The following is a 22,028-nucleotide window of genomic DNA, read 5'->3' on the forward strand; positions in this document are numbered from 1 at the left end:
AACGAACAGGGCGGGCCTCAATAAAAGTGTTATGGGAAGGATGGTTCAAATTACAAACCATCCTTGAGGGCTACGAGTTAGCAATGTCTCTTGATTAGCAAAACTTGTGATCAAGAGACAGGCACTTGCCTTCCCTTTGTTTTGTTCCGCTTACTGGATTAAATAACGGGTGATGGCTTTTTCGATCCCGTTGGCATCTAAACCCAGCTCTTCATGCAATTCTTGCTGGGTTCCCTGATGGATAAAGTGATCCGGTAAGCCGAGGTTAAGCACCGGTTTCAGGATCTTCTCTTTCATCAAAAATTCCAGTACGCCCGCGCCGGCACCACCGGCAATCGCATTTTCTTCCAGTGTAACCAGTACGTCATGTTCTTCGGCCAACTGGCGGATCAGCGCTTCATCCAGAGGTTTGACAAAGCGCATATCTGCGACGGTCGCATCCAGATGCTCAGCGGCGGTGAGTGCATTGGCAAGGAAGGTACCAAAACTCAGAATGGCGACTTTTTCACCTTTGCGTACCACACGCCCTTTACCGATTTCCAGCGCGGTAAAGTTTGTGTCGATTTCGGTACCCATACCGTTACCGCGCGGGTAACGTACCGCACTCGGCCCCTGGTGCTGGTGCCCGGTATAGAGCATCTGGCGGCATTCGTTTTCATCGCTCGGCGCCATGATTACCATGTTGGGAATGCAACGCATAAAGCTTAAGTCAAACGCACCCTGGTGGGTCTGGCCGTCGGCCCCGACCAGTCCGGCACGGTCGATGGCAAACATGACCGGTAAGTTCATGATGGCAATGTCATGGATCAGCTGATCGTAACCGCGTTGTAAAAAGGTCGAGTAAATCGCCACGATAGGGTGGTTGCCAGCAATCGCCATGCCGGTAGCCAGGGTGACGGCATGCTGTTCGGCTATTGCCACATCAAAGTACTGGTCCGGATACTCTTTAGAAAAGCGCACCATCCCGGAGCCTTCACGCATTGCCGGGGTGATCGCCATCAGTTTCGGATCCTGGGCGGCCATATCACACAAGAAGTCGCCGAAAATCTTGGAAAAGCTTGGTGTGCCGCCACTGCTTTTCGGCAGACTGGAGTGGTTTGGATCAAATTTCGGTACCCCATGGTAGCTGATAGGATCTTTTTCCGCCGGCTCATAACCTTTGCCTTTTTTGGTCATGATGTGCAGGAATTGTGGTCCTTTCAGCTCGCGCATGTTTTTCAGGGTTTTGACCAGTTCATTGACGTCGTGGCCATCGACCGGGCCGATATAGTTAAAGCCCAGCTCCTCAAACAGTGTGCCGGGAACCACCATACCTTTGAGATGCTCCTCTGTACGACGCACCAGCTCCTTGATTGGTGGTACGCCAGACAGCACGCGTTTCCCCCCTTCGCGGATCGAAGTGTACAGACTGCCGGACAGCAGGTTGGCCAGATGGTTGTTTAGTGCCCCGACGTTTTCAGAGATCGACATTTCGTTGTCATTGAGGATCACTAACATATCGGAGTGGACGTCACCGGCATGGTTCATTGCTTCAAACGCCATACCGGCGGTGATTGCACCATCACCGATCACGCTGACGACTTTACGCCCTTTGCCCTCTTTTTGTGCACTGATGGCCATGCCGAGAGCGGCACTGATTGAGGTTGAGGAGTGACCGACTGACAAGGTGTCGTACTCGCTCTCTTCACGCCATGGGAAAGGGTGTAAGCCGCCTTTCTGGCGGATGGTCGGCATTTTATCGCGACGACCGGTTAAAATCTTATGCGGGTAAGCCTGGTGGCCAACATCCCAGATAAGTTGGTCGAACGGGGTGTTGTAAATGTAATGGAGAGCAACTGTAAGCTCTACCGTGCCTAGACCTGACGCCAGATGTCCACTGGACTGGCTCACTGAATTTAGCAGATACGTGCGTAGTTCATCACACAGAGTCGGTAATGTTTCTTTCGGAAGAAGACGCAGCTCTTCCGGTGTATTTGCTAACGCCAGTGTAGGGTATTTTGAAATATCAAGAGTCATATAATTGCGCGCTTATAGTGTTAGTTCTTGCGCTCGATGACATATCGGGCGAACTCTTCGAGTAACTGAGTATTGTATGGGATTGCGTCCAATGCTTGAAGTGCTTCCTGTAACAGAGTGTGAGCTTTATCCATAGCACCTTGCAATCCCAGTAATGATGGATAAGTGCTTTTGTTTAATTCTTGGTCAGAACCTTGTGGCTTACCCAAAGTTTCGGTGTCACTGATGATGTCTAAAATGTCGTCCTGGACCTGAAATGCCAGTCCTACCGCTTGGGCATAACGCTCAAGTTGTGGCAGCACCTGCAGTCCTTTGTCACCGGCAGCCAGCGCACCAAGTTTTACCGCACAGTTGATTAACGCGCCGGTTTTGTTGCGATGGATGGCTTCCAGTTCAGTGAGCGAGACCTGGCGGTTTTCAGCGCCTAAATCCAGTGCCTGGCCAATACACATCCCGCTGGCACCGGAAGCCTGTGCCAGAGTTTGTACCATACTGATACGTTGGCGCTCGGCATTCGGGTTGAGCGGGCCTTCAGCCAGAATGCTGAAGGCCAGAGTCTGGAGTGAATCGCCGGTCAGAATCGCAGTGGCTTCATCGAACTTTATGTGACAGGTAGGCTGGCCGCGGCGTAGTTCGTCATCATCCATCGCAGGCAGATCATCGTGGATCAGTGAGTAGGCGTGAATGCATTCGATGGCCGAAGCGGGCGTGTCGAGATCTTCTGGCAGGCAACCGAGCATTTGGCCGGTGATGTACACCAAAAAAGGACGCACCCGTTTGCCGCCAAGCAAAAGGCCGTATTTCATCGCTTGGATCAGAGGCTGCTCTTGATGGGGGAGCTGCTCTAACCAGTGATTCAACTGTTGGTTGTTTCTTTGTTGATAAGACGTCAGTGTCGCTTGCATCACATCGCTCACTACGGTTGGTTATTCTGACTCGGGGGTGAAGTCACTTAATGGGGCTTGGTCGTCTTCGCTCAGAAGAATACTGATACGTTGTTCTGCGTCATTCAGTTTGGTTTGACCGGCGCGTGCCAGGGCAATGCCTCGCTCAAATTTACGCAGTGCGTCATCAAGAGCAAGATCGCCACTTTCTAGCTGATCAACCAGATTGTCGAGCTCTTCAATGGTTGCTTCGAAAGTCATGTTTTCCGGTTTCTTGACCGCCATTTTTTATCTGCCTTTATCCAGCTAAAAGAGAATGCACGCAAGTTACCTTAGCCTAGTAACTTGGTCAAATTTAACCGTATATAATTGTCACACTTTTGGCGATATACCCGGCGGGGACGTGGGTGACCCGGAGTGAATACGGGAGTATTTATGATCTTTTTGTGATGTATTAGCCAAGAAATGTCTAAAAGATCTGTTCTAGTTGTCGATACAAGTAATAATTCGCCTCTCTAGGCAATATTTGAATACAGTGTGAGGAGTGCTTTGTGGATTTAGCAACCCTGTTAGGTTTGATCGGCGGCTTTGCGTTCGTGATCATGGCCATGGTGCTGGGTGGCAGCATCGGGATGTTCATTGATGTTACGTCGATCCTAATTGTCGTTGGTGGTTCGATGTTCGTCGTTTTGATGAAGTTCACTTTGGGGCAATTTTTTGGGGCGACTAAAATTGCAGGCAAGGCATTCATGTTCAAAACTGACGAGCCTGAAGATCTGATCGCAAAAATTGTCGAAATGGCGGATGCAGCACGTAAAGGTGGATTTCTGGCTTTGGAAGAGATGGAAATCAGCAACAGTTTTATGCAAAAAGGCATCGACCTGTTGGTGGATGGCCATGATGCCGACGTAGTAAGGGCCGCGCTGCAAAAAGACATTGCCCTGACCGATGAGCGCCACACACAGGGAACCGGCGTATTTCGTGCGTTTGGCGACGTTGCGCCTGCGATGGGAATGATTGGTACCCTGGTTGGTTTGGTGGCGATGCTCTCCAACATGGATGACCCAAAGTCCATCGGTCCGGCGATGGCGGTGGCACTTTTGACCACTCTGTACGGGGCGGTGTTGTCCAATATGCTGTTCTTCCCGATTGCAGACAAGTTATCGCTGCGCCGCGATCAGGAAACGCTTAACCGCCGCCTGATCATGGACGGGGTGCTGGCGATTCAGGATGGCCAGAATCCACGCGTGATCGACAGCTATCTGAAGAACTATCTCAACGAGGGTAAACGCGTCCTCGATGTGGATGAGTAAGCCGGGAGCTGGCGATGGAAGATGATAATAAATGTGACTGTCCGCCACCTGGCCTTCCGCTATGGATGGGGACATTTGCTGACCTGATGTCACTGTTGATGTGTTTTTTCGTTCTGCTGTTGTCGTTCTCTGAAATGGACGTACTGAAATTCAGACAGATAGCCGGGTCGATGAAATTTGCCTTTGGTGTGCAGAACCAACTGGAAGTGAAAGACATCCCCAAAGGGACCAGTATTATCGCCCAGGAGTTCAGTCCGGGACGCCCCGAACCGACTCCGATTGACGTGATCATGCAGCAAACCATGGACATTACTCAGCAGACGTTGGAGTTCCATGAAGGTGAGTCTGACCGTGCCGGGGGGACGAAACGCGATCAGGGTAAGTTGACCGGCGGTCAGTCGCCGGAAACCTCGACCCAGCACAATCAGTCGGCGCAGACCGATATGCAGCAACAGCAGTCGGAAGCAACGTCACAAGAGATGGATACTTTAATGGAAAGTATCAAGAAAGCGCTGGAGCGGGAGATCGAGCAGGGCGCGATCGAAGTGGAAAACCTCGGCCAGCAGATCGTGATCCGCATGCGAGAGAAAGGTGCCTTTCCTGAGGGATCGGCGTTTTTGCAACCCAAGTTCCGGCCATTAGTGCGGCAGATTGCTGAACTGGTCAAGGATGTACCCGGGATCGTACGTATTTCCGGCCACACGGATAATCAGCGCCTGGACTCCGAGCTGTACCGCTCAAACTGGGATCTCTCATCACAGCGTGCGGTCTCGGTGGCGCAAGAGATGGAGAAAGTTCGAGGCTTTTCTCACCAGCGTTTGCAGGTACGTGGCATGGCGGATACCCAACCGTTGGTGGACAACGATACCGATCACAACCGGGCGCTAAACCGGCGGGTGGAAATCAGCATCATGCAGGGCGAACCACTCTACAGTGATGAAGTCCCGGTTATCCAATAACAATAAAAAAAGCGAGCGACTGGCTCGCTTTTTTTGTCTTTCCAACTCGCTTGGGTGTATAATCTTGCGCCTTTAATGTGTGCTCATCGTGAATGAACCTGGACTGTCATACGATTTGGTTCGTATCAGTAGTACTTGCTGGGAGAATTCATGTGAGTGACTCAGTGTTGATTGCGAAACTAACCTGCGAATTAGACTATGAAATTTATTGTTAAGCCCCATCCAGAGATTTTTGTAAAGAGTGAATCGGTACGCAAGCGCTTCACAAAGATTTTAGAGTGTAACATTCGTAACATCATCAAGAGCCGTACGGAATCTGTCGCGGTATTTAACCGTCGTGATCACATTGAAGTGACCTCTGAGAGCAACGAATACTATGCTGAAGTACTGGAAGTTCTGACCCACACCCCGGGTATTCACCATGTACTGGAGGTCAAACAGTCTGAATTTAAGGATTTACACGACATTTACGAGCAGGTCCTGGAACTGAGCCGCCCACTGATTGAGAACAAAACCTTCGTTGTCCGTGCCAAGCGCCGCGGTAAACATGATTTTACCTCTATTGAGCTGGAGCGTTACGTCGGCGGCGGCCTGAACCAGGCGGTTGAGAGTGCCAGTGTTAAGCTGCACAACCCTGACGTGACGGTAAAAGTGGAAGTTGCGGGCGACAAGCTAAACCAGGTGCTGGCACGCCACAAAGGCCTCGGCGGTTTCCCGCTTGGCACCCAGGAAGATGTGCTGAGCCTGATTTCTGGCGGCTTTGACTCGGGCGTGTCCAGTTACCTGCACATCAAACGTGGTTCAAAAGTACACTACTGTTTCTTTAACCTCGGTGGCCCGGCCCACGAAATCGGTGTTAAACAGGTTTCTCATTACCTGTGGAATAAATACGGTTCGTCAGCCAAAGTGCGTTTTATTGCGGTTGACTTTGAGCCGGTAGTCGCGGAAATTCTGGAGAAGATCGATGACGGCCAGATGGGCGTGATCCTCAAGCGCATGTTCATGCGTGCGGCCGGAATGATTGCTGAGAAATTCGGTATCCAGGCGTTGGTGACCGGTGAGGCTCTTGGTCAGGTGTCAAGTCAGACCTTGACTAACCTGCGTCATATTGATGGTGTTACCGAGTCTCTGATCCTGCGCCCGCTGATCAACTGGGATAAAGAAGACATTATTAACCTGGCGCGTGAAATCGGTACTGAGGATTTTGCTAAGACCATGCCAGAGTACTGTGGTGTGATCTCGAAGAAGCCAACGGTAAAAGCGGTTAAAGCCAAACTTGAAGCCGAGGAAGAGAAGTTTGATTTCTCTCTTCTGGAACAAGTGGTGCATGACGCGCGTGTGATGGACATTCGTGACATTGCCAAAGAAACCGAACAGGCGGCGCCAGAAGTTGAGCAGGTTCAAGCGGTAGAAGAGCATGCGATTGTGCTGGATATCCGTAGTCCGGAAGAGGAAGAAGACAGCCCGTTGGAGATTGACGGTGTCGATGTCAAACACCTGCCGTTTTACAAGCTGGGGACTCAGTTTGGTGACTTGGATCAGTCGAAAGAATACTTACTGTACTGTGACCGGGGCGTGATGAGCCGTCTGCAGGCGCTTTACCTGCAAGAGCAAGGGTTCAGTAACGTCAAAGTTTACCGTCCGTAACCCTAGCCGTTACTCATGATACACCAAGCGCAAGCTGAGCCATCAGCTTGCGCTTTTTTATTGCCGTTGGTTCCTGCAGCTTGCTGTGATACCCGTCTACCTAAGTCTTTGTTCATTCTTGTTGGTTAAATCGCTGGTAGATTTGCTAATCAGAATAACCAGTTAACCGAAACCGGCACCTTGTGCTAAGCGATATTTTTGACGCCATTAGCTGAACACCGGCTTATCCAGATGGGTATGAGTCAAGCTGGTGCTTAGTCTGGATTTTGACCTTCATTCACATCTGGCAGATGGAATAATGATATAAAGATGATTAATCCGAATAAGTTTAAAAAAGTGAACTGGCTGCCAAATCTGGCAATGGTATTTGTCAGATAAAAAAACACCGCCTACAAAGGCGGTGTTAAAAATTTGACAGACAGGTCAAAATAAATACAGGAAGTATCTGTTTTATCGCAACGTATTGCTAACAAAACAATATGGTAGAAATCTACCTAACTCGAAATACGAGTTTGCAAACACAACATCGCAACAGCGAAACCAATTGATCCCGAAGAATCAAGCCGTTCTGGTTCGCGTTGCGGAATGAAATATAGAATTTATCTGGCTGTTCGACAATGGACATTTTATAATGTTTCAGATAAAAAAAACTAATCCTAATTGAGGTTCCTATGTCCCGCAGATTGCCTCCGCTGAATTCTTTGCGCGTTTTTGAAGCGGCAGCTCGTCATTTGAGTTTTACCCGTGCCGCAGAAGAATTGTTTGTCACTCAAGCCGCAGTCAGCCACCAGATCAAAGCGCTGGAAGAGTTCCTGTCTTTGAAGTTGTTTCGTCGCCGTAACCGCTCATTGCTGTTAACCGAAGAGGGGCAAAGCTACTTTTTAGACATTAAAGATATCTTTACCTCGATTGCTGAAGCCACCGATAAGGTACTGGAACGTAGTGAAAAAGGCGCGCTGACCATCAGTTTGCCACCCAGCTTTGCGATTCAGTGGCTGGTACCACGTCTGGCGGACTTCAATGCGCAAGAGCCGGATATTGACGTGCGAATTAAAGCCGTGGATATGGATGAAGGTTCGTTGACCGATGATGTGGATGTCGCCATTTATTATGGACGAGGCAATTGGCCGGGTCTACGCGCGGACAAATTGTATCAGGAGTACCTGATCCCACTTTGTTCACCTTCGTTACTTTTAGGTAACAAACCATTAGAATCTCTAAGTGATCTTAAATTGCACACTCTGTTGCATGACACTTCACGCAAAGACTGGAAACTGTTTGCGCGCCAGCATGACATTGAAGGGGTGAATGTTAATCACGGTCCGATCTTCAGTCACTCGACCATGGTACTGCAGGCCGCAGTGCATGGGCAGGGAGTTGCTCTGGGGAACAATGTCCTGGCCAAACCAGAGATGGAAGCCGGGCGTTTGATTGCGCCGTTTGATGAGGTGCTGATCTCAAAGAATGCCTTTTATGTGGTGTGCCATGAGCAGCAGGCGGATATGGGACGTATTGCGACATTCCGCGATTGGATGTTGGCCAAGGCGCGCAAAGAACAAGAGGAAGTGCTGGATGAGCCAATGGATAGTTGAGGGGCCGGAACACGGCCCGTTATTCATTTTCGCCCATGGCGCGGGTGCGGGTATGGACCACAGCTTCATGGCGGCGGTCGCCCGCGGACTGGCTGAGCAGGGAATCCGCGTGGTGCGGTTTAACTTTCCCTATATGATCAAGCGCGCTGAAGATGGCAAGAAGCGCCCGCCCGACCGGGCACCAAAGCTGCTCGATGCATACCGTGAAGTGATTGCTCACTTTGCCCACCAACCGGTAGTGATTGGCGGCAAATCGATGGGGGGGCGTATGGCCAGCCTATTGGCCGGCAATGAGCTGGTGGCGGGCGTTGCTTGCTTAGGCTTCCCATTCCATCCACCGGGTAAACCAGAGAACTTCAAAGGACAACATCTGGCCAGCATTGATAAGCCTACCTTGATCTTACAAGGAGAGCGCGACACATTTGGTAAGCGTGAAGAGTTTGACCAGTTTGTGTTGTCAGATCAGGTTTCAGTGACCTTTTTGCCAGATGGGGATCATAGCTTTAAACCGCGTCAACGTTCAGGTTATACCGAAACGGGCAATATTGCTTTGGCGGTCAATCAGTTAGTGGCATTCATTGGTGAGGTATACGGTGAAAAGTAAGTGGTTACTCGCCTTTAGCGGATTATCCGGTTTAGTCTCCGTTGCTTTGGGGGCTTTTGCCGCGCATGGCTTGCAATCTCGCTTGTCTCCTTATCTGTCGGGAGTGTTTGAGACCGGCGTTTTGTACCAGTTCATCCATACTTTAGCCATTGCATTATGTGCCGCGCTATTGCTGGTCAATCTCGGACAAAAAGTACAAAAGTATTTTTTCATCGCGGCAATTTGCTTTATCATCGGCATCTTTTGTTTTAGCGGCAGTCTTTACGCGCTGGCGCTGACAGGCATTAAGTGGTTCGGTCCAATCACCCCGCTGGGAGGATTGTTCTTTATGATTGGCTGGTGTCTGTTCTTTTTGGCTGCGTTTACTATCAAAGAGGTCTCCAAGTGAAACAACTAATGCTCTATTGCCGCTCCGGCTTTGAGAAAGAGTGTGCTGGTGAAATTCAGGACAAAGCGACACAGCTGGAAGTGTATGGCTTTCCGCGGGTGAAGAAGAACTCAGGTTATGTTGTCTTTGAGTGTTACCAGGATGGAGACGCGGACAAGCTGGCCAAAGGCCTGGATTTTAGCTCTTTGATTTTTGCCCGGCAGATGTTTGCGGTTGCAGCAGAGTTTGAAGCGCTACCGAGTGACGACCGCATCAGCCCGATCCTGGCTGAACTGGCGCAAGTCGAGGGCTTCCCGCGTTGTGGTGATCTGCGTATCGAAACCCCGGATACCAACGAGGCGAAAGAGCTGCTGAAGTTCTGCCGTAAGTTTACCGTGCCGATGCGTCAGGCGCTGCGCGGCAAAGGCCTGATGTGGGATAAAGACAATGCCAAGAAGCCGGTCTTACACATTTGCTTTGTCGCACCGGGCCACTGTTACGTCGGTTACTCATACCCGGGCAATAATTCGCAGTTCTTTATGGGGATTCCTCGCCTGAAGTTCCCGGCGGATGCGCCAAGCCGCTCTACCCTGAAACTGGAAGAGGCTTTCCATGTGTTTATCCCCCGTGATGAGTGGGATGAGCGTCTTGCTCCGGGAATGTGGGGCGTGGATCTGGGGGCGTGTCCGGGCGGCTGGACTTACCAACTGGTCAAGCGTTCTATGTTCGTTCACTGCGTTGATAACGGCATGATGGCAGACAGCCTGATGGAAACCGGCCAGATCAAACACCACATGGTCGATGGCTTTAAGTTTGAGCCAGACCGTAAGAACGTAACCTGGATTGTGTGTGATATGGTTGAGAAGCCAGCTCGCGTTGCGCACCTGATGGGGGAATGGCTCATCAAAGGCTGGGCTAAAGAGGCGCTGTTCAATCTCAAGCTGCCGATGAAGGGCCGTTACGATGAAGTATTGCAGGATATTGAGAACCTGAAGTTGTTCCTGATCGACAACAAAGTCAAGTTCAAGCTGCAAGCCAAGCACCTGTATCATGATCGGGAAGAGATCACGGTGCATATCCAGTGTCTGTCAAACATCTCGCCACATTAATAAAAAAGCTCCTGTCAGGAGCTTTTTTACTATTCCAGCCTTGCCACCCGGCATCATGCCTTCTGATTTGGACCGTTAAAGCGAATATCTTGCAGATTAAAGCCCAGTTCAATATCGCATTTTAATGCGGCAATCCGTTTGCATACCCGTGCGGAATCAATGTGCTCTTCCAGCTTCTTGCGGTATTTGGGAGCCAGCTCTTCACTGGCGTAAGCCGCTTCTATATCGGCAAACTTAGTCAGGATCTCCTTCGCCGCTTTGGGGCCGATACCCGGCACCCCCGGCACCTGACTGGAGCTGATCCCGGTTAATCCCCAGTAATCGGCAAGCTGAGTTGGTTTTACACCAAACTCTTGTTCAATAAAGGGTTCATCCAGCCAGCGGTGCTGAAAGTAATCACGAATTTGCAGGGTAGGCGACAGCAACTGACAGTAGCCTTTATCGGTCGAGACAATGGTGACTTTTTCGCCATGGCTGGCAACTTTGCTGGCCAGGGTTGCGACCAAATCATCTGCCTCATCACCTTCGGAGAGCAGTGAATCGATGCCCAGTTCCCACCAGGCTTGCTGGATGGCATCCAGGCCCTGCATCAGCGGCTCTGGCATCGGCTTACGGTTTTGCTTGTACTCGGGCAAGATTTCTGCACGCCAGCCGCGATCCTGCAGGTGGTGATCAAACACGGCAATGATGTGGGTCGGCTGGGCCTCAGAAAGGATCCGTTGCAGGGTTCTTTGGGTAGTGGAGATGGTTCTTGCTATGTCGCTGGGATCGGGCTGGGCAGAATGCACACGGCGGATCAAGTTAAGGGCATCAATGATAACAAGATGAATAGACATAGTGACTTAGCAACAAAAGGGGCTCAATGGCCCCTAGTGTAACCAATCATGATGTGACTAGCGACTACCATTTGTCAGCAGGTGGGCGATTTGATAGCAGGGCACGTAGTCACTGCCTCCGGGGAGTTTCATCCGCTGCTGCCGGACGAAGTCTAGCAGTAGCCGATCCAGCTTTTTCATCAGTATCGGGTCACCATGAATAGTGAACGGTCCCTGACGCTCGATTTCGCGGATCCCCTCGGCTTTGACGTTGCCTGCCACAATACCGGAGAAGGCCCGGCGCAGGTTCGCCGCCAGTACTTGCGGTGCCTGATTGAGGTTTAAATCCAGGCCGGCCATCGATTCATGGTTGGGCTCGAACGGCAACTGAAATTCAGGTTCGATTTTCAGCGACCAGTTAAAGCTGTAGGCATCGCCTTTGAGTTTGCGGTGCTCGCGCACCTCGAATGTGCCTTGCTTCATTACGCGGGCGACCTGAGCCGGATCATCGATGATGATTTGATAGTGTTTGCGTCCTTCTTCACCTAGCGTGTCACCAATAAAGTCATCAATTGAGCGGAAATAGGCTTCACTCTCTTTGGGGCCGGTCAGGATGATCGGCATCGGGTTGTGCTGGTTATCCGGATGCATCATGATCCCCAGCACATACAGCAGCTCTTCAGCGGTTCCCGGTCCACCGGGGAAGATCACGATGCCGTGTGCCATGCGTAAAAACGCTTCCAGGCGCTTTTCAATGTCTGGCATGATCACCAGTTCGTTAACAATCGGGTTTGGCGGTTCAGCAGCGATAATCGAAGGCTCGGTCAGGCCGAGGTAACGCTGATCGTTGTAACGCTGTTTGGCGTGGCCGATCGCTGCGCCTTTCATTGGCCCTTCCATTGCGCCCGGACCACAGCCAGTACAGATGTTGAGCTCGCGCAACCCCAGTTGGCTGCCGACTTCGCGGGTATACTGGTATTCGGTTGCGTTGATCGAATGGCCGCCCCAGCACACGACCAGGTTCGGGTCGATACCGGGGGTCAACGCGCCGGCATTGCGTAAGATGCCAAACACCAGGTTAGTAATGTGGGTGGCGTTGGTCAGGTTAAGGCGTTGATTGTCTGCCAGATGCATATTGACATAGACGATGTCACGCAGCACAGCAAACAAGTGCTCCTGGATCCCTTTGATGATTTCACCATCGACGAATGCGTGCTCCGGTGGGTTGATCAGTTCCAGTTTGATGCCGCGTTCACGACGCACCACGTTGACATCAAACGACTGGTATTTATCGAGCAACTCCTTTGAGTTGTCGGTATGGCTGCCAGAGTTGAGCACGGCCAGCGTGCAATTGCGATAGAGCTGGTAAAGTTCACTGGATGCGGTTTTTTTCAGGCGCTCAACTTCCAGTTGTGATAGCAGATCCATGCTACCTGCGGGGCTTATATGGGTGATCATAAGGCCTCCTTAATCTTGCAATCGGTGGGAAACGCGCGCTCAACAGGAACTTGATACAGATTGATTATACGGATGAGGCGCTAACAATGTGTTAACACTTTAGCAGATTAAAAGTATAGAAATGTGATAAGTCGTTGATTTTTGACGGATATATGCTCACATTCAACCCTAGTAAGGTTTGTTTGCTGGTTTTTTGTTCGAAAGTGAAAGCTGATCAGCTCCAGCTTTGCTGATTGTTACCACGTTGTTTGGTTTCTTTCAGCATTTTGCCCAGCCGGTCCAGCACATACTCAGGATTATCCGAGTCTTGAAAGCCACAGGAAACCGCAGTCAGGGTGATCATGATGTTTTGTTCGCGGAACTTAAACGGTAGCTGGCTGACATCATGCTGGATGCCTTTCATCAGGTTGAGGGTATATTCTTCGCTTTGCTCGGGGATCAAAATAATAAACTCTTCTCCGCCAAAGCGGGCGACGGTATCCGTATCGGAAATTCGCTTTTTAATCGTCCGGGCGATGATCTTGAGGGCTTTGTCACCCGCCGTATAGCCGTAACTGTCATTGACGGCTTTGAAATTATCCACATCCAACATGATCACACGCAGGTTGTTCTGCGAGCGGATCCAGCGTCGGTATTCGAACTCCAGGCGATCATTAAAGGCCGTGCGGTTGTACACCTTGGTCAGAGGATCCTGCAGCATACGCTGGGCCTGATCTTCCAGGCGACGACGATAATCCTGAGTGGTCTCAAATACGGCTTCCAACTGGTTTTTGGCGTAATTGAGGCGTTCCTGCAGCGCCTGTTCTCGTTCTTCGGCCATTTTTAACCGTTCGGTTAGTGAGGCCATCTGAGCCAGATGGGGGGATATTTCATCTTTCAGACTGACGAGGTCCTGAGCCTGTGCGATGCTTTGCTGGCTCCGGCTCACCAGAGCGCTCAACTCGTTGTTGAGTTCTTCACGATGGGCAAAGTAGTTGTGGTGTTGATCGACGTTCTGCTGGCTTGTCTTTAAGTTGGCGGCCAGTGAGGTATTCAGCTGGGTTAAAAACTGCTCTGAGGTGTGGCGTTCATTTTTGGTCGCTTCCACCACCAGTTTTAGCGTTTGTAACATCAGCTCGAGTAGCGATTCAGAGCTGACACCTAACAGCAGTTTGGCTCGGATATCAAACAGTTGCTCTCCGGATTCGCCCTCAAAATCGAGCTCAGTGATGGTATGCTGTAGCTCGCTTGCCAGACAGTCTAGCTGGGATTTATCTGGGGAGTATTCCAGTTCGGTTAAATTGAGCCTGGAGTTGGTGGTGATGATTTTTACCGCTCGCTCATAGATACTGAGCAGCTTAGTGGCTTGATCAATCTTTTTACCGCTGTGGATTTCAGAGAAACTCATCAGGTTGCGCAGGTCACGCTTAAGCTGGGCCGGTAAGCCAGTGACGCGTTGTAGCGTTTCGCTGCTGTGCTTGAGCTGCTCATCCAGATAGCTGGTTTGTTTATCCATGGTCACTGATTGCTGCCGGAGCATCCTTTCTAATACCGCCAGGCGAGGGATCAGGGCGCAGACATCCTTCTGATGCTCCAGTTCCTGCTGGATCTCGCGCAGGTAGCTGGTCATTTTATCGTCCGAGCCTTGATAGGCAGAAGACAACGATGCCACAACACGTTTGAGAACTTGTTGCTCCCGCTTGAACTTGAGCGAGTTGTCACGATGCATTAGCCTGAGCTGATCAAGTTGGCAACTCAACTGGTGAAGCTGTGACTGAATATCGGTTTCCAAGATTCCCATGTGACGACTGAGGTTAAGTCCATGTACTGCTAACAATTATCAGATAATAACAAAAAACCTTATAACGTGATCAGTCAAGACGCTCAACTGGTCTGTAATTAGCCACTTTTTAATATTTTTTTGATGTCATCCTCATTCTTGTACGATGAGTGGATTTTTATTAAGCCTTGATTGATCGCATGTTTACATGCCGTTCGGATATCTTGGGTGGCAAAACTGGCGGCCGGAGCATTATCAATCGCTTTGAGGAAAATCCAATGACTCTGTTTGTCTTTGAGGCTGACTTCCCGGGCAATATGGGTGGCCAGGAGCAGCAAATCAAGCAACTCTTCATCATTGATTGCGGTATAGGCGCGCGGCAGGAACGGGTAATCGCTGATGCCCATGCGGATAGTGCGGTTGACATGATGCTCGCGGGCGAACTCATCGACCCAGTTTTGAAACTTCTTAAACATCACCTCGGCAGAGGCATTACGGTCGGCGTTAGGTTCGATGTAGAGTAAATTTGCATCAGAGAAGTGATACAAACGGCTCGGTTTTTCGATTTTGGCTGCCAGGAACTCTCCAAAAGCACGTTCCAGTTCCAGTCCGGCTTTATAACCATTCTGGACATACATGCTGCGCAAGAAGGGCAGATCAATCATCACGAAACGTAAACGGTCGTTGAGTGGCTCATGGATTAGCTCGCCCATCTGCCACTGCTCGAAGTTGTCACTCGACTTTTTCAGTGAACGCGAAAGTTTGGCGTTGAGCATCCTTAGATTGCGCAGGCGCGATCGGGAGTGGGTAAACAGGTCATTGCGCAACTTATTAATTTCGACACTCTGACGTTGCATGATGACGCCCCGGCGCATGATAAACAGGAACATGATCAGTGCAGTGATAAACAGTGCGAAGGAAATGTTCTGGAATTTGCGGTGTTCTTGCTCCACCTGCGTGAGCTTTTCAGCCTGTCCGGCATAATGGATGGTTTGTTCGGCAAATTCTTTTTGCTGACGGAACGCATCTTCACTGATCTGGTTTAGTTGCCGCTGTTCAAGCTTGACCAGGTTGGTGTACTTCTTATACGCCTGTAGTGAGTTGCGATACTGGTTGGCTTGCTCATATCCCAACGCCAGCAACCGATAAGACTGCTGTTTGATCTGACTATTGTTGTTAAAGTCTTCCTCACTCAGTTCAAGTGCTTTCTGCGCATTTTTGATTACTTTGTCACCATCACTTTGATGGTAAGCCAGTCCGGCGGTGAGCAATGCCGCCTGCGCTTCAAGGTGGGGTAGCTTAGCGTATTCCAGCAGAGTTAGTGAACGTTCCAGATATTGTTCGGCCAACACATAGTTATACAGTTGCAGGTAAGTGGCGGCTAAACTGAGCCTGATTTTGACGGTGCGCTCAATGTTTTTACTGGTGGTGTTATGATCCAGTACGTTGAAATAGTGCACTAAAGCAAGGTTGTACTTTCCCTGATGAAAATAAATATCGCCCATTTGTTCCAGTACATCGGCCAGGATCGGCGAATTTGGGTAGGCATCGTAAAAGTCGGCGGCCTGAGACAGGTGATCAAGCGCTTTATCCAGCACCCTGCGTTCCCGGAACAGACGGGCCAGGAGACGGTTGACTTTGGCCAGGCGAACGCTGTTGTCGCTTTCAATCGACTGCCAGTAAGCGAATAAGAGTTCCGAAAGGGCGAGATTATACTTCTTATAGGTGAGATAAAACTCACCAACGGCGGTGTGGTAGTCGATTCTAGTGATGTCAGAGCGGTTATTGGTCAGCATCGTCTGGGCTTGACTGTACCAGTTCTGGGCGTCAGTCATGTCGCCGCGATGGGAGGTAAGCAATGCACGTTGCATGATCAGCCGGTAGTGAATGCTGCCGGCTCTTTGCAGTGCTGGCGGGGTTTGCTCCAGTGAAGTCTGGATCGCGTCTAATCCCTGTTCACCGGCTAAGTAGTCGCGGTTGCTCATCCAGAGTAATTGATTCCGCATCAGTTTTACGTCCAGCTCTTGGTACGGCAACTGGTAATCAACGGCCAGCTGTAAGGCTTGATCCAGCTGGGTGACGGCGGCGGCGACGTTACCCAGCGTATACTCCGCCTGGGCAATAATTTTATGCGCTTCGATGCTGCTGGTCGGGGTGCGAACACTGCGGTCGGCCTCTTCACGTGACATTGACGATGGGCTGCCATTTTCTAGTCGTTCGGTCAGTTCTCGTTGAGACAGATAGTTACTGGCGGCCTTTTTGGCGCGAGTAGGCTCTATCTCAGCCAGTTGTTGTGCTTCATTGAGTAATACCGAAGATAAAATGGTCGCGTGCAGCGGCTGGGCCAGGAAAAAACAGCACAGGCCAATGAATGTGCACCAACGCGAACGATCCCAAAGCATTCTTTCGTTCCCTCGAACAGTGTCGTTTAACTACAGGTGATAGTAGCATGCCTAAAAAAGAAAAACGTCCAGTAATCCAATTGATTACTGGACGCCATCGTTAACTTGCCGGCTTTACTGACGGGCCATGCGGTGGTTGTTGGCTGGCTTATCTTGCTCGGTAGAGCGATACGGGTTGATGTCCAGCCCGCCACGGCGAGTATAACGCGCAAATACGGTTAGTTTGCTCGGCTGGCAGTAGGTCATCAAGTCGGTAAAGATGCGTTCAACACACTGTTCGTGAAACTCATTGTGTTCGCGGAACGACACCAGGTAACGCAGCAGTTTTTCCCGGTCGATTTTCGCTCCCTGATAACGGATTTCGACACTGCCCCAATCCGGCTGGTTGGTGATCAGGCAGTTGGATTTCAGTAGATGGCTGTGCAGGACTTCGTCCACCTGTTCGCTACCGGCCGCACCTTCCAGTAAAGAGGCATCAAAATCGTAGCCGGCGATTTCAATATCCTGATCATCAATGCAGTCACCTTGCATGGTGACGATTGGCTGGTTGGTGTAGTGACTGACCGGGTTTACTTCCACGATGACGGGTTCACCTGCACAGGCGGACAGGTCTTGAGTTAATCGTTCAGTGACCTCATCCCAGCTGGCAAAACGGGTTTGGTTGTAGCTGTTGAGGTAAAGCTTGAACGATTTAGATTCAATCAGATTGGCGCTGGTGGCCGGGATATAGACTTCGCCGATCGCGACTTGTGGCAGCCCTTTGCTGTTCAACCAGGAAAGCTCATACAGTGTCCAGATATCGTGACCGACAAACGGCAGCGTCTCGCCCAGGTTAAGGTCATCACGGTTCAGGCTGCGTGGAACCGGTTGCAGCAAGCTGGCGTCGTACTGGTTGGCGTATTCGGTCTTCTTACCCAGCGTTAGCCCGCTCAGCTCTTTGGCATCAGAATATTTGCTCATACTTTCGGATCATTTTCGATTAGAATGAGGTGAATTTTACTCAATCCGCTGCTTAAATGCCATCCGGCAGACAATGAATTAGGAGACCTTCATGACCCAAACTGTGACTCAGGCGCTACAAGATTTCAGCCTGCGCTACCAAAACGCCTGGCAAGAGACGCACCATGAGCTGCCTCGCAGTGCCGAGTTGGCGGATCTGGTCTCTCCTTGTGTGGAGGAAAAGCGTGAAGGTTCGGTATGGTGGAAAGTGTGCCCACGTGAAACCATGGCGGATTTTACTAATGTTGAAAATGCGATTGAGTTAACCCTGCATGATGACATTAAAGCGTTTTATGGCTCGCAGTACAGCGCCGACATGGAGGCTACGTGGCAGGGCAACGGCTTAACCCTGCTGCAGGTCTGGAGCGACGACGACTTTGTCCGCTTGCAGGAAAATATCCTCGGTCACTTGGTGACTCAGCGTCGGCTGAAACTGAAACCTACCGTATTTATTGCCGCCACGGATGCCGAACTGGACGTGATTTCTATCTGTAATCTGACCGGTAACGTGATTTTGGAGCGTCTCGGTACCAGTCAGCGCGATGTGCTGGCAGACAACGTCAGTGAGTTCCTGAACAAACTGGAAGCGGCGGTATAAGCATGTACGTAGTTGAGTTACAGTTTGAGTGTTTTGACAACACTACGGTAAGTGCGGTTGATAAAGCCGTCAATGGCTTGCTGGACGCACTGCGTTACAACGGTCAGGTACTGGGTCGCGAGTTCCCGGTTGTCATGGGTGAGGGCGAGTTTTTCGTCCGTGTTGTTTGCCCTGAGCAGGATAGCCTGCATCCGCGTTACCATTCGGACTTTGTTAAGGTCTGTTTGCAGCGCTTATCCGAGGCGTCATTGCTGGCTCCTAAAGTACGCCTGCTGGGGCGTGACTTAAACTCGGAACAGGCTGCCGAAGACACGCCGCCAAGCTGGCAGGTGCTTTACACCACTTATGTTCATACCTGCTCACCGCTACGCAGTGGTGATACGTTGCTGCCGATACCGCTTTACCGCAATGGCGCGACGCTCAATGGCGATCACAAAGCGGTGATCAAGTGGCAAACTGAATGGCAGGCTTGTGATGAGCTGCAAATGGCGGGTGCCTGCCGGGCCGAACACGCGGCATTGCATGAAATTTGCGATGTTGACAGTGTCTTGTTCCGTCGGGGCTGGGACCTGCGCGGACGCATTGAACACCTCACGAAGATCCCGACCTACTATTACCAGTACCGGGTCGGTGGGGAGTCGCTGCAAAGTGAAAAAGCGCGCAAGTGTCCGAAATGCGGCGGGGAATGGCTGTTGGATGAGCCGCTGCACGATATCTTTTACTTTAAGTGCGATGACTGCCGGATTGTCTCTAATATTTCCTGGGATCATATCAAGTAATCTCTCGTGGTAGCGTGGTGTTTACCGTGCGCCATGAGCGAGGAAAGACAAAAGGGCTGATGTGTTCACATCAGCCCTTTTTGATCAGTAGGAGGTTGTGGTTAGCAGTGCGGGATTACCAGCCTTTTACCACGCCGCCCTGGAAAATCTCAGAGGCCGCCTGGTACACTTGTTCGGTTTGGTAGGCTTTGACAAAGTTCTGGACGTTTTCTGCGTTCACGTTGTCTTCACGGGCCACGATCAGGTTAACGTATGGCGACTCTTTGTCCTCAACAAAAATACCATCGCGTTCCGGTGTCAGGTTAATGGAACTGGCGTAAGTGGTATTGATGATAGAGATGGCGACATCGTCCAGAGAGCGTGGCAGTTGCGCGGCATCCAGTTCTACAATGGTGATATTTTTCGGGTTGCCGATAATGTCACGTACGGTTGCCAGCAGGCCAGCCCCGTCACGTAGTTCGATCAGGCCTTGTTGCTCAAGCAGGAGCAGAGAACGGCCGAGGTTCGTCGGATCATTGGGCACTGCGATACGCGCACCTGCCTGCAGCTCAGCAACCGCTTTTACCTGTTTAGAGTAACCGGCAATCGGGTAAACGAACGAGTTGCCGGCAATCTGCAGTTTGTAGCCGCGATCAGCAATTTGTTGATCGAGATATGGCTTATGCTGGAACGCATTGATATCAATCGAGCCGTCGTCCAGTGCGGCGTTAGGCGTTACGTAGTCGGTGAAGGTGACCAACTCGACATCCAGGTCGTATTTCTCTTTAGCAATTTTGGCTGCAACTTCAGCGACCTGTGCTTCTGCACCGGCCATTACGCCAACTTTAACTTTACTGCTGTCCGCGGCATTATCGCCACAACCGGTAAGAGCCAGGGCAGACGCTGCCGTTGCGACGGTTAGCAGAGCTTTAAGGCTAAATTTCATCTCTATCTCCTTATAAAAGTTGTTGTGTTTCGATTCTTATCGATGGTCTACGCGACGAACGACAGCGTCACCAATAGACTGAATAATTTGTACCAGCACGATGAGCATCACCACGGTGACCGCCATGATCACTACGTCGTAGCGATGGAAGCCATAACGGATGGCAACGTCCCCCAGACCGCCACCGCCAACGGTACCGGCCATAGCTGAGTAGCTGACCAGAGTGACCAGGGTAATGGTGACAGAGTTAACAATAGTCGGCATTGCTTCAGGCAACAGCACTTTAGTGATGATTTGCATCGGGGTTGCCCCCATCGATTGGGCCGCCTCGACCAGACCGGTCGGGACTTCCAGCAGCGCGCCTTCGATAAGACGGGCAACAAATGGGATCGCCCCGATGGTCAGAGGTACGATCGCAGCTGTGGTGCCGATAAAGGTGCCAACCAGCAGTTTAGTCACGGGTATGATCGCGACCATTAGCACCAAAAAAGGGACCGAGCGGCCGATGTTGACAATTGCCCCGAGGGTTTTATTGACCTGCGGGTTTTCGATCAGGCCGCCTTTTTTGCTGGTATGCAGAATCACCCCGAGCGGGATGCCGATGGCAAAACCGACCACTCCGGCCACCGCAACCATGTAGAGAGTTTCCCAGGTAGCACCTAAAAGCAGGTTGCTGTTCAGGCTCAGCCATTGCGAAATTGTATTAAAGGACATAGCCAAGTACCTCGACTTTTACGTTGTGTTCACGCAGGAATTGTAGGGCTGCAGTATCATCTTTCTCAGTACCAAACAGCTCTGCGACCATCATGCCGAACTTTACGCCGCCGGCGTAATCAAGGTCAGAACTGAGAATATTGACATCGATATTGTGGATACGTGATATCTGTGACATCAGCGGGGCATCCACGGTAGCACCGGTGAACTCCAGTCGTACCAATGGATAGCTGTTGGCGACGCGGCTTGGCTGCAGGCGTGCCTGGTAGTCTTCCGGGATCGACAGATCCAGCGTCGAACGAATAAAATCGTGTGCCAGTTCCGTTTTCGGGTGGGCGAAAATATCGCCGACCGAACCGCGCTCAACCAGTTCGCCACCGCCGATAATAGCGACCTGATGGCAGATACTCTTCACCACCTCCATTTCGTGGGTGATGAGCAAAATGGTAATCTCCAGTTTGCGGTTAATTTCTTTCAGTAGTTCCAGAATCGACTGGGTAGTGGCAGGGTCTAAGGCGCTGGTGGCTTCATCACATAGCAACACCTGCGGGTCTGAGGCCAGAGCACGGGCAATGGCAACACGTTGTTTTTGACCGCCACTCAGGTTGGCCGGGTAACTCTCATGTTTATCTTCCAGGCCCACCAGCTTGAGCAGTTCGGTTACTTTACTCTGGATATGTGTCGTCTCTTTACCCGCCAGTTCCAGCGGCAGCGCCACATTATCAAATACGGTACGTGAAGAGAGCAGGTTAAAGTGCTGGAAGATCATGCCAATATTGCGGCGCGCTTCGCTCAGTTGTTTTTTGTTCAGTGTGGTGAGATCCACGCCAGCCACAACAATAGAACCGGAGGTTGGAGCCTCTAACATGTTCACGCAGCGGATAAGGGTACTTTTTCCAGCACCAGAAGAGCCGATTACACCGAAGATGGTGCCCTTGGCAATATCGAGGTTAATGTCTTTCAGCGCATGAATTTCCTTGCTGCCCTGATAAAACACTTTGTTGACGTTTTTTATTTCTATCATCTTTCAACCTACGCCGGGAAACTGGGGAGTTCAAGGAATGAAACTGTCCTTCATTAGCATTAAA

The 22,028-nt window shown here is 50.8% G+C and carries 20 protein-coding genes; 9 read left to right on the plus strand and 11 right to left on the minus strand.

The window, feature by feature from the left end; genetic code table 11:
- Positions 1–150: 150 nt before the first annotated feature.
- From dxs to xseB, 3 genes are read right to left on the minus strand one after another with little or no spacing between them, the layout of a single operon-like run.
- The gene (gene dxs / locus P2G85_RS14365; protein ID WP_275864768.1) at positions 151–2,016 is read right to left on the minus strand and encodes a 1-deoxy-D-xylulose-5-phosphate synthase; all 1,866 of its coding nucleotides are present in this window, start codon (positions 2,014–2,016) and stop codon (positions 151–153) included.
- Between the two features lie 20 nt (positions 2,017–2,036).
- On the minus strand, positions 2,037–2,921 hold the full coding sequence (gene ispA, locus P2G85_RS14370; RefSeq protein ID WP_275864769.1) for a (2E,6E)-farnesyl diphosphate synthase: 885 nt from the start codon (positions 2,919–2,921) through the stop codon (positions 2,037–2,039).
- 21 nt (positions 2,922–2,942) lie between these two features.
- Positions 2,943–3,185, minus strand: coding sequence for an exodeoxyribonuclease VII small subunit (gene xseB / locus P2G85_RS14375; RefSeq protein ID WP_275864770.1), 243 nt, complete (start codon positions 3,183–3,185; stop codon positions 2,943–2,945).
- A gap of 266 nt (positions 3,186–3,451) precedes the next feature.
- On the opposite strand from xseB, the gene pomA reads away from it, so the two are divergent.
- From pomA to rlmM, 7 genes are all read left to right on the plus strand, one after another.
- Positions 3,452–4,213 carry a flagellar motor protein PomA gene (gene pomA / locus P2G85_RS14380; protein WP_275864771.1) on the plus strand — a complete coding sequence of 254 codons (762 nt, stop codon included), beginning with the start codon at positions 3,452–3,454 and terminating at the stop codon, positions 4,211–4,213.
- A 14-nt stretch (positions 4,214–4,227) separates the two neighbouring features.
- The gene (locus P2G85_RS14385; protein WP_275864772.1) at positions 4,228–5,172 is read left to right on the plus strand and encodes a flagellar motor protein MotB; all 945 of its coding nucleotides are present in this window, start codon (positions 4,228–4,230) and stop codon (positions 5,170–5,172) included.
- A 198-nt stretch (positions 5,173–5,370) separates the two neighbouring features.
- Entirely contained in the window at positions 5,371–6,819 is a 1,449-nt protein-coding gene (gene thiI, locus P2G85_RS14390; RefSeq protein ID WP_275864773.1) for a tRNA uracil 4-sulfurtransferase ThiI, read from the plus strand.
- A 671-nt stretch (positions 6,820–7,490) separates the two neighbouring features.
- Positions 7,491–8,411, plus strand: a complete 921-nt coding sequence (locus P2G85_RS14395) for a transcriptional regulator GcvA (RefSeq protein WP_275864774.1) — start codon at positions 7,491–7,493, stop codon at positions 8,409–8,411.
- Positions 8,392–9,015: an alpha/beta fold hydrolase gene (locus P2G85_RS14400; protein WP_275864775.1), complete on the plus strand. Its 624-nt coding sequence runs from the start codon at positions 8,392–8,394 to the stop codon at positions 9,013–9,015. Before P2G85_RS14395 ends, P2G85_RS14400 begins: the two co-directional genes overlap by 20 nt.
- Positions 9,005–9,403 (plus strand): DUF423 domain-containing protein, encoded by a 399-nt coding sequence (locus P2G85_RS14405; protein WP_275864776.1) that lies wholly within the window; start codon positions 9,005–9,007, stop codon positions 9,401–9,403. Before P2G85_RS14400 ends, P2G85_RS14405 begins: the two co-directional genes overlap by 11 nt.
- Positions 9,400–10,491, plus strand: a complete 1,092-nt coding sequence (rlmM, locus tag P2G85_RS14410) for a 23S rRNA (cytidine(2498)-2'-O)-methyltransferase RlmM (RefSeq protein WP_275864777.1) — start codon at positions 9,400–9,402, stop codon at positions 10,489–10,491. Before P2G85_RS14405 ends, rlmM begins: the two co-directional genes overlap by 4 nt.
- Positions 10,492–10,544: 53 nt before the next feature.
- Here rlmM and xni read toward each other — a convergent pair whose 3' ends face one another.
- The 5 genes from xni to queF all read right to left on the minus strand — a co-directional run bounded on the left by xni (position 10,545) and on the right by queF (position 17,885).
- Entirely contained in the window at positions 10,545–11,327 is a 783-nt protein-coding gene (gene xni / locus P2G85_RS14415; protein ID WP_275864778.1) for a flap endonuclease Xni, read from the minus strand.
- 57 nt (positions 11,328–11,384) lie between these two features.
- Positions 11,385–12,764, minus strand: a complete 1,380-nt coding sequence (ppnN, locus tag P2G85_RS14420; protein ID WP_275864779.1) for a nucleotide 5'-monophosphate nucleosidase PpnN — start codon at positions 12,762–12,764, stop codon at positions 11,385–11,387.
- Between the two features lie 214 nt (positions 12,765–12,978).
- Positions 12,979–14,544 carry a GGDEF domain-containing protein gene (locus tag P2G85_RS14425; RefSeq protein WP_275864780.1) on the minus strand — a complete coding sequence of 522 codons (1,566 nt, stop codon included), beginning with the start codon at positions 14,542–14,544 and terminating at the stop codon, positions 12,979–12,981.
- A gap of 98 nt (positions 14,545–14,642) precedes the next feature.
- The gene (locus P2G85_RS14430) at positions 14,643–16,925 is read right to left on the minus strand and encodes a tetratricopeptide repeat protein (RefSeq protein WP_275864781.1); all 2,283 of its coding nucleotides are present in this window, start codon (positions 16,923–16,925) and stop codon (positions 14,643–14,645) included.
- A gap of 114 nt (positions 16,926–17,039) precedes the next feature.
- The gene (gene queF / locus P2G85_RS14435; protein WP_275864782.1) at positions 17,040–17,885 is read right to left on the minus strand and encodes an NADPH-dependent 7-cyano-7-deazaguanine reductase QueF; all 846 of its coding nucleotides are present in this window, start codon (positions 17,883–17,885) and stop codon (positions 17,040–17,042) included.
- A 91-nt stretch (positions 17,886–17,976) separates the two neighbouring features.
- Between queF and syd the strand changes: the two genes are divergently transcribed.
- On the plus strand, positions 17,977–18,522 hold the full coding sequence (gene syd, locus P2G85_RS14440; protein WP_275864783.1) for a SecY-interacting protein: 546 nt from the start codon (positions 17,977–17,979) through the stop codon (positions 18,520–18,522).
- 2 nt (positions 18,523–18,524) lie between these two features.
- Positions 18,525–19,301, plus strand: coding sequence for a Zn-ribbon-containing protein (locus tag P2G85_RS14445; protein WP_275864784.1), 777 nt, complete (start codon positions 18,525–18,527; stop codon positions 19,299–19,301).
- 115 nt (positions 19,302–19,416) lie between these two features.
- On the opposite strand, the gene P2G85_RS14450 is transcribed toward P2G85_RS14445, so the two are convergent.
- From P2G85_RS14450 to metN, 3 genes are read right to left on the minus strand one after another with little or no spacing between them, the layout of a single operon-like run.
- Complete coding sequence (locus P2G85_RS14450) at positions 19,417–20,226, minus strand: MetQ/NlpA family lipoprotein (RefSeq protein WP_275864785.1); 810 nt, start codon at positions 20,224–20,226, stop codon at positions 19,417–19,419.
- A gap of 36 nt (positions 20,227–20,262) precedes the next feature.
- Complete coding sequence (locus tag P2G85_RS14455) at positions 20,263–20,940, minus strand: methionine ABC transporter permease (RefSeq protein WP_275864786.1); 678 nt, start codon at positions 20,938–20,940, stop codon at positions 20,263–20,265.
- Entirely contained in the window at positions 20,930–21,964 is a 1,035-nt protein-coding gene (metN, locus tag P2G85_RS14460; RefSeq protein WP_275864787.1) for a methionine ABC transporter ATP-binding protein MetN, read from the minus strand. Before metN ends, P2G85_RS14455 begins: the two co-directional genes overlap by 11 nt.
- Positions 21,965–22,028: the final 64 nt, after the last annotated feature.

Source organism: Vibrio sp. CAU 1672 (assembly GCF_029223195.1).
Taxonomy (GTDB): Bacteria; Pseudomonadota; Gammaproteobacteria; order Enterobacterales; family Vibrionaceae; genus Vibrio.

Coding starts and splice junctions, on each gene's coding strand:
- P2G85_RS14455 (WP_275864786.1), bottom strand. CDS start 20,940: ATGTCCTTTAATACAATTTCGCAATGGCTGAGCCTGAACAGCAACCTG.
- P2G85_RS14430 (WP_275864781.1), bottom strand. CDS start 16,925: ATGCTTTGGGATCGTTCGCGTTGGTGCACATTCATTGGCCTGTGCTGT.
- P2G85_RS14395 (WP_275864774.1), top strand. CDS start 7,491: ATGTCCCGCAGATTGCCTCCGCTGAATTCTTTGCGCGTTTTTGAAGCG.
- P2G85_RS14385 (WP_275864772.1), top strand. CDS start 4,228: ATGGAAGATGATAATAAATGTGACTGTCCGCCACCTGGCCTTCCGCTA.
- P2G85_RS14400 (WP_275864775.1), top strand. CDS start 8,392: ATGAGCCAATGGATAGTTGAGGGGCCGGAACACGGCCCGTTATTCATT.
- thiI (WP_275864773.1), top strand. CDS start 5,371: ATGAAATTTATTGTTAAGCCCCATCCAGAGATTTTTGTAAAGAGTGAA.
- P2G85_RS14445 (WP_275864784.1), top strand. CDS start 18,525: ATGTACGTAGTTGAGTTACAGTTTGAGTGTTTTGACAACACTACGGTA.
- queF (WP_275864782.1), bottom strand. CDS start 17,885: ATGAGCAAATATTCTGATGCCAAAGAGCTGAGCGGGCTAACGCTGGGT.
- metN (WP_275864787.1), bottom strand. CDS start 21,964: ATGATAGAAATAAAAAACGTCAACAAAGTGTTTTATCAGGGCAGCAAG.
- ispA (WP_275864769.1), bottom strand. CDS start 2,921: ATGCAAGCGACACTGACGTCTTATCAACAAAGAAACAACCAACAGTTG.
- xni (WP_275864778.1), bottom strand. CDS start 11,327: ATGTCTATTCATCTTGTTATCATTGATGCCCTTAACTTGATCCGCCGT.
- xseB (WP_275864770.1), bottom strand. CDS start 3,185: ATGGCGGTCAAGAAACCGGAAAACATGACTTTCGAAGCAACCATTGAA.
- ppnN (WP_275864779.1), bottom strand. CDS start 12,764: ATGATCACCCATATAAGCCCCGCAGGTAGCATGGATCTGCTATCACAA.
- dxs (WP_275864768.1), bottom strand. CDS start 2,016: ATGACTCTTGATATTTCAAAATACCCTACACTGGCGTTAGCAAATACA.
- P2G85_RS14450 (WP_275864785.1), bottom strand. CDS start 20,226: ATGAAATTTAGCCTTAAAGCTCTGCTAACCGTCGCAACGGCAGCGTCT.
- syd (WP_275864783.1), top strand. CDS start 17,977: ATGACCCAAACTGTGACTCAGGCGCTACAAGATTTCAGCCTGCGCTAC.
- P2G85_RS14425 (WP_275864780.1), bottom strand. CDS start 14,544: ATGGGAATCTTGGAAACCGATATTCAGTCACAGCTTCACCAGTTGAGT.